The sequence below is a fragment of the Chryseobacterium sp. C2(2020) genome, assembly GCF_014218915.1.
GTDB classification, from domain to species: domain Bacteria; phylum Bacteroidota; class Bacteroidia; order Flavobacteriales; family Weeksellaceae; genus Chryseobacterium; species Chryseobacterium mucoviscidosis.
Window position 1 is genome coordinate 46,145 of sequence record NZ_JACLCT010000027.1, and the last position, 12,232, is coordinate 58,376.

Here is a 12,232-nt window from a genome sequence, read left to right on the forward strand (position 1 = left end):
CAACGAATAAAAATAATTTTACTAAAAAGATTATTTTAAATCAAAAAGTAACTTTTTGTGTTCTGTTGTCATGATTTTATTCAAAAAAAATAAATTTTCCTCCGATAAAAGTGAAGAACTAAAAAAAATATTTCGAATATATTGTTTCAAACCGAATTTCGGATTATTATTAGATTAATTTGAAGTAATTTAAATTTTTAACTTAATTATTTAAATATTTAATAACATATTTCAATTAAAAACACCATATAAATAAAATAAAACGTATTTTAGTAATGTTATCAGAATGTATTTAAAAAAAACACGAATGAAGTTTAACCTTTAAATGCAACTATCATGAAAACTAAAATGCTCTTAATGGCGCTTTGTTTTTCCTGCTTTGTATTTTCGCAAAGCCAGTATCAAACAGAGATAAGCAGCCAATCTAATGACGCTGAAGTATTGGCAAACAATACTGTAAGCTTTGACAGTTCGGATCTTGAACTATCCGGAAAAGACGGCACCAATCTACAGGAAACATTTCTTTATTTTAACGATATTACACTCCCGTCTGATGCGGTTGTAAATAATGTTTATCTGATTTTTTACGGTGATGAAGTAAGTACGAATTCTACAACATTGAAAATTACCGGAGAAATAGGCAGCTCACTTCCCTATCCTGCTTCAACAGCTTCCTCTACTGGTCTGAATTTAAAATCCCGAAATTATTCCTCCAATTTTGTTGAATGGATTACGAATGGATGTCAGGCTAATCAGAAATATCAGTCGCCGGATCTTAAGAATATTTTCAGCGAAATGTTCCCGGGAACAGTTAACAGTGCAAATATCTCTTTTCGAATTAAAGGAAATGCACAGGGGGATTTTACAGTGAAATCTTTTTCGGGAGGTACAGGTTACAGACCGAAGCTCGTTATACTTTATACAACCAATACCACTACCATTTCGGCAACAATTACATCCGGTACAAACGATGCGGAACAAATTCTTACAACCGGAAATTTAAATCTTGGAGAAGCCGCGCTGGAACTCGGCGGAAAATCGGGAACATCACCGCAGATTACAGGTTTAAGATTTGAAAACATTCAGATTCCGCCTGCTGCAGAAATTACCAATGCCTACATAGAATTGTATTCCTACGGCACGAGTCCCAATAACGCTGAACTTACCTTCCGTACAGAACTGGGAAATTCTGCGGCTTACACAACGGCTGTAAATCATATTTCTGCACGAAACTACAGTTTGCGGAAAGTAAAATGAATCACTGTTCCATGGAGTGTTGCGAATGTAAAATATAAAACAGCAGATCTTAAAGAAATAATTGATGAAGCAAGGCTTAGCGGATGGCAATCCGGACAGCCAATTGCTTTTAAAATTGAAGGAAATGAAGGAAACGCAACCGTGTGGTCTAGAGAAGCAAGTTCAACTTACCAGCCCAGATTAGTCATAGAATATAAAAACAACGGTTCTGGTCCGGCAGTAGGCGCGATTCCTTTAGAGGAAACATTTAAAACCTATATCATTAAAAATGAAAATGATGCAGAACAAATACTTCCTACAGGAAATATGGATCTGGGAAGCGGAATTCTTGAACTTGGCGGAAAATACGGAGCAACTCCGCAAACCACAGGTTTAAGGTTCGAAAACATCCAGATTCCTTCAGGCGCATATATCCAGGATGCATATTTAGAATTTTACGCCTATGGCAACAATACAACAAATGCAAAAATTAAAATCTATACAGAAAACACAAACTCTCAGATCTATACTTCGGCATTACAGGACATTACGAAAAGAGATTATTCAACAATTTTTATTGACTGGAATACAGGAACCTGGATTTCCAATACCAAATACCGCACTCCTAACTTAAGAAATATAATAGACGAGATCCGAATGAACGGATGGAGTTCCGGAAATTCACTTGCATTTAAAATAGAATCGGAGTCGGGAGGAGCTGCTGTGTACTCCAAAAACGGTTCCCTCTCTTATCAACCTCGTCTTGTCATCGAATACCTTAACAACAATGCAGGACCAAAAATCGAAGGAATAGAAACAGATCCCGCCAACATGACGCAGCTTTACATCAATGAAATATCCTCCGAAGGAACATTGGTTCAGAGCGAAGACTGGATTGAACTTTACAACGCACACGATTATCCTGTATATTTCGCCAACCAGAACAGCGGTGTTTATCTTTCGGATAAAAACGGAAACAGAACTTTAAGCGAATTAAGAAACGTTTATATTCCGGCAAAAGGATATGGAATATTCATCGCAGACAGCGATCCCGCAAAAGGAAGCAATCATCTGAATTTCGGGCTAAGCTCTGATGGCGAAACCCTTTATCTGTCCAGAAAAGTAAATGGAAATCTTATCGAACAGGATGTTTTACCGTTCACCTCCATTCCTTTCAACCAGTCTTTTGGAAGAATATCAGACGGAAACGGAACATTCGTAAACTTTATAACACCCACCTACAAAGCATCTAATAATGGCGGAAAAAGACGACTGGATCTCACTTTGAGTAAAGAGAGAGGTGTGTATTCAGACGGTTTTGATCTTTCTGTTCCTGTACAGACAGGCACAACGGTTCGCTATACTTTAGACGGCAAAACTCCTTCTGTAACCATCGGAACAGTGTACATTGCTCCGATAGAAATCAACAAAACTTCTGTAGTGAAATTCTATGCTTATGATGCCAATGGAAATAATTCCGGAGTGGTTGCACATACGTATATTCTTAAAAACAACTATGCCAATGAAAATACTTCAGGCGGTTATAACCAATGGATATATAAATCTAATATTACAGCGGATGAATATGCACAGGCAATTGGCGAAGTGCCTGTTGTTTCTATTTCAATGAATTCCGAACCTACGGCAACATGGACGGAGGCTTCCGTAGAATATATAGACAATAATGTATACGCCGGAAGAAAAAATTTCTTCAGCAATTCTATGACGAAAAGATTCGGACAGGAAAGTTTAGGGTTTTATAATCCAAACATAAAATTTAAATTTAATTCTGATTCCGGAGTTAAAAAAGCAAAGTATCCGTTTTTCGACTCTTATCCTAATGATGCTTTTGAGGTTCCGGAAAAAACGCAGACCATTGAATTAAAACAAGGGCAGGATAACGCTTCCAGAAATGTTTTCAATTTAGGGTTTATGCGGTACAGTGAAAAAGTTTCTATGGAACTTCAGAAAGAAATGGGAAAATACGCCCTGAATACACGCTTCATCCATCTTTTCATTAATGGTAAATATCGTGGTTTAAAAACAATGCGCAATGATTTCAATACCAATAATCTTGAAGAAACTTTTGGGGATGATGATGACAACTACACAAAGGTGAATCTGCAGGATGGCTATTTTACCAACGGAATTGTAGAGACAGGAGATGGGAATCAGGCAATATGGGATAACATCAGAAATTTAGCTTCTGCCAAAAAATTTCAGGAGTTTAAAAAATTTGTAGATGTTGATGATCTTATCAAATTCCAGATTATGTTTATGTTTACCGATACCGAAAACGAAGCCGTTGCAATTACCCATAATGATCCGAACATCATGAAAGCCAAGTTCATGATTAACGATACAGACGGCTCTTTCTTCGGAGGAATTACTTACTCTTCGGCAGATACAGCCATGCCTGCAAGATCATTTGCCGGAGGCGGCGGCAATTATAAATATAAATGGATCCTTAATGAAAGCAAAAATGGTCCCGGAGGAATTTTCGGACAGTTTATGGGATCCAACACCAATGCCGCAACAGGGAATTTAGAATTTAAGACATTGGTAAAAGATGCCGTTCTGAAATACATCGGATCTGCCTCCGGAAATTTCGCAGGAGCTTCAGGAGCGCCATTATCCGTACTTCGGGTACAGCAGAAAATACAGTCTGTGATGATTGAGCTGGACAGGCTTTATAAATTAGACGCAGCATATATGGGATACACCTCAAATGTTTACAGCCAGTGGAAAAATGTAGACGGGCCAAGAATTATTGCACAGGTTCCAGAGAGGGTTTCGTTCAGTTTACAGAAATGGATGGAATATAATATGGCGCATACTCTTAACGCTGCCGATATTCCTACCGCCGGAATAATTAAAACAACCGAAACTATTAAAATGGTTAATCCCAATGCAAACACTCTGCTTTATTATACAACAAACGGAACAGATCCTATGGGAAATGACGGTACTATATCTTCCGCGGCATTATTGTACAATGGAGAATTTAATTTACCAACAGGAACTTATGCCGTTGTAACCCGTCCGTTCACCACCAATAACTGGGGACCAAAATTCTCAAAAACGATAAAAATTGAAGAATTGAATGAAGGCAAATTCATGATTACAGGAATCAATTACAAACCGCAATCTAACAGTGATGCAGAATTTATTTTAATTTCAAATCCCGGAGGCTCAGAAATCGATGTTTCCGGATATACTATTTCCGATGCAGTTAGTTATACATTTCCACAAGGTTTCAAAATAGCACAAAACCAAACCATTATGCTTGCAAAAAATCCGGCTCTCATTTCTGGGTTTGACTTAATAAATAAATATCAATGGACAAGTGGAAGCCTTAGTAATTCAGGAGAACCGATTACCTTTAAAGATGTATCCGGAAATATTATGGATTATGTGTATTACGGAGTAAATTCTCCCTGGCCAACTCAGGCAAACGGTTTAGGTTCTTATCTTAAACTGATCTCTGAAGATATGGACAACAGTCTGCCGGAAAGCTGGAAGGATGATTCTCTTCTAAATCCTGCCTCCAGATTATACGCTCAGAAAGAAAATTCACAAAAGAAATCTCCCCATGACATTTCTGCTGAAAATTTAAAAGAGATTAAAGTATATCCTAATCCGATGAAAGAAAAACTATTGGTAATCTTAAACGAAAAATCTACCGTTTCTGTTTACAATATAGCCGGTCAAACCATCAAAACGCAGGTTTTAGAAGCAGGAACAAATACCATTAATGTTTCCGGGCTTTCTTCTGGCGGATATATAATTAGAATTCAGGGAGAAAAAGAAAACAAAACTTTTAAAATGATTAAAGAATAGAATTTTTGAAAATAACAAAAAAACAGCCTTCAGATTTTACCGAAGGCTGTTTTCTTTGCTTAAAATATTACATTATTTTTTGATAAACTGATAGATTTTATCATCAATTTTCAACAAATAGGTTCCTGTAGATAAATTTTGAACAGAAATGTCTTTTTTGTTCTTAAATGGATTTTGTTCAGTGTAAATCACTTTCCCTGAAAGATCTAAAATCTGTGCTGATTTTATATTTTCGGTTTTCCCACTTACAAAAACATGATCGTTCACAGGATTCGGATAAATTTTAAATTCATTATTCTGGGCAAGAATCGCTTCTGCCGTTGCCAAGGTTCCTAAACTCTGACAGTAATTGCTCGCATAAGAATCCCATTCCGAAATATTAAACGTCGTTGTCGGTTGGGCGATATTTGATTTTCTGTATAAAGAAACATTCCCTAAAACCGAAGAATTATTTGTCCCCGAAACTCCAATCGCATCAACGGTTGAAGATTTATATCTCAGTTCAAGATACTGACTTCCGGAATACGTCATCTGCGGAGCGGCCGTTACAAACTTTGCCTGATTGATCGTGTAACAGGAGAAATTGGCATCCGGATTCAACACCACAAAAGTTTCGTTATTCTGAACAGTTCCTTCCAGTTCATAAGGATCTACAAAATAATAATTTGTTCCGCTGCTAAACTGAATAGACAATCTGTAATCACTTAAATTTACAGGGTGTCCTGTTTTATTGGTGATTTCGATTCCTTTATTATTTGAAGTCCCTTCAAGATATTTTGTTACCATTAAATCTTTGGCATATACATCTGAAGCTAATGTTGTTGCAGAAGCTGTATTGCTGTCTGAAGAAAGCAGATAACCATTATCGTAGGCTTTTACAGTAAAATTATAAGCTGTAGAAGGCGTAAGATGATCTGCCGTGAACGTTGAATTCTTTGTTGCGCCCACCAATGTTCCGTTCTGATAAATTTTATACCCGATTACATCCGTACTCGTACTTGGAGTCCAGCTTAGTGTTGTAAAGTAAGCACTGTTTTGCGCTACTGTTAAATTTGTAGGAGTTTGCGGCGCCACTGCATCGGGAGTCTGTCCCCATATCGTATTTACCCACGAAGGATTATCAATAAAAGGATTTCTGTTTTTCTGTATCCCATAAACCGCATTGTTTCTGTCGATCTCCCTTTGAGAAACAGGATCTTGCTGATGCCACTGAAGCAGCATGGCGATATAAGCAGGATCGAAAGCCCTTTCTTCCGTTCCGTCCAAAGGATTGGTATCGGAAGCCGGATTGGCGTTATTATTAAAATTAAACGTTCCTAACTTGCCTTCATACCGTACTGCAAAGTATAGCAGACTTCTCGCAACATCTCCTTTAAATTCATTAATTGGCTCATACACTCTTCCGGTATAAGTAATTCCCGGAATCGCACAGTTCCCGATTCTTGAACTGTTGGTAAAGGTATAATAGATCGTAGAACCCACAATTCCGTAAGGATAATTACTTCTCAACTGATTGATTCTTGCATCCGTAGGAACTACATAAAACAGATCAGAATACATCGGATAATTGCTGTAAAAAGTACTCTGCGGCATCATATGTTCACGGTTCCAGCCCTGTCCTTCCGCAGAAGCACTTCCGATAATATTTGCCGTAGTATATTCATAAGCATCCGGACCGGTAGGGATTTCAGAATACATATCAAGCAGAATCGTCGTATTGCTTGGTCCGTAATCGTAATATTTATCTAAATCTGTCTGATTATAATAATTGGTAAGATCACCATAATGCCAGTTTATATTTTTCGCCGAAATGATATCATGAAGCTTTGATTTTAAGGCGTAACCCGTCAAACCCGTCGTTCCGTCGTAATATCCTGCAGGAGCCTGAGCTGCGAAATACGATGAAATCAGAATAATAGGCAGTAGAAATTTTTTCATGCTTTAAAAATTGGGTGGCTAAAATAGTAAATTAATCTGCTTAAAGTTCGGAAAATTTTATTAAAATATCATTAATTTTAAGAATATAAAAAATTGAAAACTAGATTTTTGCAGTTACCGCCTTATGTCATAAATAATTTTTTTGGGCGTTACGGCAATTTAATTATCTTTGGGAACTAACTATTATCTATATAAATACAGATATCTATATGAATACAGAGACTATTGACAACATCAAAATGATAGCGGAAACGGCAAGAGAATTTGCTGAAAAGAATATCAGACCTAATATTATGGAGTGGGACGAAAGCCAGACTTTCCCTAAAGATTTATTTCATGAGTTAGGAGAAATGGGGTTCATGGGAATCGTTATTCCGGAACAGTACGGAGGTTCAGGTCTTGGTTATCATGAATATGTAACAATTCTGGACGAGATTTCGCAGGTAGACCCATCCATCGGTCTTTCTGTGGCAGCACACAATTCACTTTGTACCAACCACATTTATGAATTCGGAAACGAAGAGCAGAGAAACAAATGGCTTCCTCAGTTGGCTTCCGGTAAAGTAATCGGAGCTTGGGGACTTACAGAACACAATACAGGTTCAGATTCAGGAGGAATGTCTACCACTGCAGTGAAGGATGGAGACGAATGGATCATTAACGGGGCAAAAAACTTCATTACCCACGCGATTTCAGGAGATATCGCTGTTGTAATGACGAGAACAGGAGAAAAAGGAGCTAAAAATAATTCTACCGCGTTCGTTTTAGAAAAAGGAATGCCTGGTTTTTCTTCCGGTAAAAAAGAAAATAAACTGGGAATGAGAGCTTCTGAAACGGCTGAATTAATCTTTGATAACGTTCGTGTACCGGATTCTCACAGATTAGGTGAAGTAGGTGAAGGTTTCAAACAGGCAATGAAAATTCTTGACGGAGGAAGAATTTCTATCGCAGCTTTAAGTTTAGGAACTGCGAGAGGAGCTTACAAAGCAGCTTTAAAATATGCTAAAGAAAGACAGCAGTTCGGAAAATCCATTTCAGAATTTCAGGCAGTTAACTTCATGTTGGCAGACATGGCAACAGAAATTGATGCAGCGGAACTATTGATCCAAAGAGCTTCAACGTTGAAAAACGCTAAGCAAAAAATGACAAAAGAAGGAGCAATGGCAAAATTATATGCTTCTGAAGCCTGCGTAAGAATTTCAAACAACGCGGTGCAGATTTTCGGAGGTTACGGTTATACAAAAGATTTCCCGGTAGAAAAATTCTACAGAGATTCTAAGCTTTGCACCATCGGAGAAGGAACTTCCGAGATCCAGAGACTGGTTATCGGCAGAGATATTACAAAATAAATTTTAACTAAATTATCTCAAAAACATCCACAAATGATTAAACAGGCATTATTAGGTGAATTTTTGCATGAAGCAGAAAATACCCGCAAACTTTTACAGGCCATTCCGGACAGTGCTTTGGATTATAAACCGTCTGAAATTAACTGGACAACAGCCGAACTGGCTTCGCACGTAGTCGAAGTTTATAATTGGTATGACGCGACATTCAATCAGGATGTATTCGATATGGGAACCTATCAATACGACAAAGGCGATATTTCCAAAGCAGAAAATATTGTTGCCAAATTTGAAGAAAATGTTGCTAAAGCCCAGAAAGCTATCGAAAGTTGGGATGAAAACACCATGACAAACGAATGGACAATGGAAATGGACGGAAATTCCATCTTCCCGCCAATGCCGAAGATTCAGGTTATCCGCTCGTTTCTGTATAATCATTTGTATCATCACCGCGGAGAACTTGTGGTTTATTTAAGATCTACAGGAAACAAAGTTCCGGGACTGTACGGACCGACCGCAGATAACAAGTTTTAAAAATTAGAATTATCCGATTAATAATTCAATAGCATCCGTATTTTGCGGGTGCTATTTTCTTTTTTTGAGAAATTCACCAAATATTGACATTTAATGTATCGCATAATTATTTGAACGAATTATCTAAATTTTTCTTAAAAAATTTTATTTTTCATAACATATTTTTTATTAGCTTTGATATTCCACAATCAAATAGAAAACTTGTATGAGAAAACAGCTATTGGTGATTGGAATGCTTGCATCAGGTATTTCATTCGCTCAGACCGACCGACTTTGGTCTGAAACGTCAGGAAAATCAACTACTGAAATTTTTGAAAACAAATTAACCATTAACAATCCGAAAATCTACAGTCTGGATATTAATGGTTTAAAAAATGCTCTTGCTAAAGCCCCAAAAAGACTTGCAGCAGGAGAAAAGTCTGAAATTATTATCTCGTTCCCGAATTCTGAGGGAAAAATGGAAAATTTTAAAGTAAGAGAAAATTCTAATTTCGATCCTCAACTGGCAGCAAAATATCCGGACATCAAATCGTATATCGGTGAAGGATTAGGAGACTCCGGTTCCACTGTTTATTTTAGCGTTTCGCCTCTGGGATTGTCATCCATGGAAATCTACGGAGATAAATCAGCGGTTTTCATCGAGCCTTACTCAAAAGATCTTTCGACCTATGTTGTTTATAAAAAATCTGATAAAAAAGACGATTTAAGCAAGTTCGAATGTACCGTAATCGACGTTGCGCAAAAAGGCGTTGCAAACACAACCAATCTGGTGGCAAGACCAAATGCCGATGATGCAAAACTGAGAACATTCAGGTTAGCACTTTCCTGTACCGGAGAATACGCAACGTATTTCGGAGGAACAAAAGCCAACGCTTTAGCGGCAATGAACAACACAATGACCCGTGTAAACGGTGTTTTTGAAAAAGATTTTGCAGCGAGAATGGTTTTAATCGCAAATAACGATTCAGTAATCTATACCAATGCTTCTACAGACCCTTATTCTCCTGCTTCCAGCTTAAGCAACTGGAATTCACAGCTTCAGTCTACATTAACTTCGGTTATTGGCGAAGCAAATTATGACGTCGGTCACTTATTCGGAGCTTCCGGAGGTGGCGGAAATGCAGGATGCATCGGCTGTGTTTGTACCAATGGCTCCAAAGGAAGCGGTTATACTTCTCCGGCAGATGCAATTCCTTCAGGAGATAACTTCGATATCGACTATGTAGCACACGAATTAGGACATCAATTCGGCGGAAACCACACCTTCTCTATGAATAACGAAGGAACGGGAGCCAATATGGAGCCGGGTTCAGGATCAACCATCATGGGATATGCGGGAATTACTTCTCAGGATATTCAGCCGCATTCGGATGCTTTCTTCCACGCAATCAGCATTCAGCAGATTACCAATAATATCAAAGCTAAAACCTGCCCTACAAGCACAAGTACAGGAAATTCTATTCCTACGGCAAATGCAGGTTTAGATTATACCATTCCGAAAGGAACACCGTTTATGTTAACAGGATCAGGAACAGATGCAAACGGAGATTCTTTAACGTACATCTGGGAACAAATGGACAATGCATCCTCTTCACAAACCGGAGCAAGTTCTGCGGCAAGTGCTACAAAAGCAACAGGACCTACGTTCAGATCATGGACGCCACAAACTACCCCGGTAAGATACTTCCCTAGAATGGCTTCAGTTCTGGCAGGAGCTACTACAACAGCAGGATCTGAGATTACTGTTGAAGCACTATCCAATGTAGCAAGAACGTACAATTTCAGATTTACAGTTCGCGACAACAGAGCCGGAGGTTCCGGAAATAACTCAGATGATGCAGTGATCACGGTAAACGGAACAGCAGGACCTTTCAGCGTAAGTTCTCAAAATACCGCAACAACCGTTACAGGAGGAACTTCCCAAACCGTAACATGGAATGTGGCAGGAACAACAGCGAATGGTGTAAATGCAGCCAACGTAGATATTCTTTGGTCTACAGACGGAGGAAATACATGGACAACTCTATTGGCGGGAACTCCAAACGACGGAACACAGGCGGTAACCATCCCGAATACGTCTACCACAACAGGAAGAATCATGGTAAAAGGTTCCAACCACATTTTCTTTGATGTGAACAATGCCAACATTACAGTAAATGCAGGTTCCGGAACTTCCGATACGACTGCTCCTACTGCTCCTACTCTTGCGGCTTCCGGAACAACTTCTACAAGTACCAATCTTTCATGGTCCGGAGCAACAGACAACATAGGGGTTACAGGCTATGATGTTTATCAGGGCGCTTCATTAATAGGCTCTACCGCTTCTACTTCTTATACGGTATCCAGTTTATCTCCTTCTACTACATACAGCTTTACTGTTAGAGCTAAAGATGCAGCAGGAAATGCTTCGGTTTCCAGCAACACGGTTTCTGTAACCACTTTAGCAGGAACAGCGGTTTCTTACTGTTCTGCTTCAGCGAATAATACTGCCGATGAAAGAATAGGAAATGTAACATTTGGAAGCATTAACAATACTTCAACAGGAACGGCAGGTTACGAAAACTTCACTTCAGTTTCTACGAATGTAACAAGAGGTTCTGCGTACTCACTTTCCATTACTCCTGTTTGGACATCAACCAAGTATAATGAAGCTTATGCTGTTTATATTGATTATAACAGAGACGGAGATTTCGCAGACAGCGGAGAATTGGCATGGTCTAAAACAGGATCTACCACAAGTCCGGTAACAGGATCTATCACGATTCCTTCAACAGCGACTGTAGGAACTACAAGAATGAGAGTGATGATGCAGTATAGCTCTGTACCTACATCTTCTTGTGGAACGTATACGTACGGTCAGGTAGAAGATTATACTTTAAATATTGTATCATCAGGAAGAGGAAATATTTTAGATACAAAAGATATGATTACAGATATCCGAGTGTATCCGAATCCTGCAAAAGATATTTTAAATATTTCAAATACAACGAACGAAGAGTATAAAATCTTCGACATGGGTGGAAAACTAATCAATTCAGGAAAACTTGAAAGAGGCGCGGTAAATGTAAGCGGTCTTATTAAAGGTGCTTACATGATCCAGATTGGAGAAGTCTCTAAGAGATTCATCAAAAACTAATTGCTTCACTCAATTAAGCTTTGAGGTAAAAGGCTGTCCGGAAACGGACAGTCTTTTTTGTTTCTGATTTTCGTGTTTCGAAATATAAGATGCAGGTCTTCTTTTATGTCTTATCATACTAAACATAACGTGAACTCGACGCTAAAATATTGAATTATATTTAGTTTTCCTTGCCATCTATGCATTTATCCAGTTCGGGAAA

General features: G+C 38.4%; 6 protein-coding genes. 5 read left to right on the plus strand and 1 reads right to left on the minus strand.

The genetic code is table 11. The features are described from left to right. Window positions 1-336 precede the first annotated feature (336 nt). Window positions 337-1,257: a hypothetical protein gene (locus H6W52_RS15035; RefSeq protein ID WP_185216781.1), complete on the plus strand. Its 921-nt coding sequence runs from the start codon at window positions 337-339 to the stop codon at window positions 1,255-1,257. Between the two features lie 141 nt (window positions 1,258-1,398). Further along, window positions 1,399-5,076, plus strand: coding sequence for a lamin tail domain-containing protein (locus H6W52_RS15040; RefSeq protein WP_185216783.1), 3,678 nt, complete (start codon window positions 1,399-1,401; stop codon window positions 5,074-5,076). A 72-nt stretch (window positions 5,077-5,148) separates the two neighbouring features. On the opposite strand, the gene H6W52_RS15045 is transcribed toward H6W52_RS15040, so the two are convergent. Beyond that, window positions 5,149-7,014: an endonuclease gene (locus tag H6W52_RS15045; RefSeq protein ID WP_116100016.1), complete on the minus strand. Its 1,866-nt coding sequence runs from the start codon at window positions 7,012-7,014 to the stop codon at window positions 5,149-5,151. A gap of 209 nt (window positions 7,015-7,223) precedes the next feature. Between H6W52_RS15045 and H6W52_RS15050 the strand changes: the two genes are divergently transcribed. The 3 genes from H6W52_RS15050 (at window position 7,224) to H6W52_RS15060 (ending at window position 12,030) form a co-directional block, all read left to right on the plus strand. Continuing rightward, on the plus strand, window positions 7,224-8,363 hold the full coding sequence (locus H6W52_RS15050) for an acyl-CoA dehydrogenase family protein (RefSeq protein ID WP_076390246.1): 1,140 nt from the start codon (window positions 7,224-7,226) through the stop codon (window positions 8,361-8,363). Window positions 8,364-8,396: 33 nt separating this feature from the next. Next, window positions 8,397-8,894 (plus strand): DinB family protein, encoded by a 498-nt coding sequence (locus tag H6W52_RS15055; protein WP_116100015.1) that lies wholly within the window; start codon window positions 8,397-8,399, stop codon window positions 8,892-8,894. 205 nt (window positions 8,895-9,099) lie between these two features. After that, window positions 9,100-12,030, plus strand: coding sequence for a reprolysin-like metallopeptidase (locus H6W52_RS15060; RefSeq protein WP_116100014.1), 2,931 nt, complete (start codon window positions 9,100-9,102; stop codon window positions 12,028-12,030). The last annotated feature ends 202 nt before the right edge of the window (window positions 12,031-12,232 follow it).

Coding starts and splice junctions, on each gene's coding strand:
- H6W52_RS15035 (WP_185216781.1), top strand. CDS start 337: ATGAAAACTAAAATGCTCTTAATGGCGCTTTGTTTTTCCTGCTTTGTA.
- H6W52_RS15045 (WP_116100016.1), bottom strand. CDS start 7,014: ATGAAAAAATTTCTACTGCCTATTATTCTGATTTCATCGTATTTCGCA.
- H6W52_RS15050 (WP_076390246.1), top strand. CDS start 7,224: ATGAATACAGAGACTATTGACAACATCAAAATGATAGCGGAAACGGCA.
- H6W52_RS15055 (WP_116100015.1), top strand. CDS start 8,397: ATGATTAAACAGGCATTATTAGGTGAATTTTTGCATGAAGCAGAAAAT.
- H6W52_RS15060 (WP_116100014.1), top strand. CDS start 9,100: ATGAGAAAACAGCTATTGGTGATTGGAATGCTTGCATCAGGTATTTCA.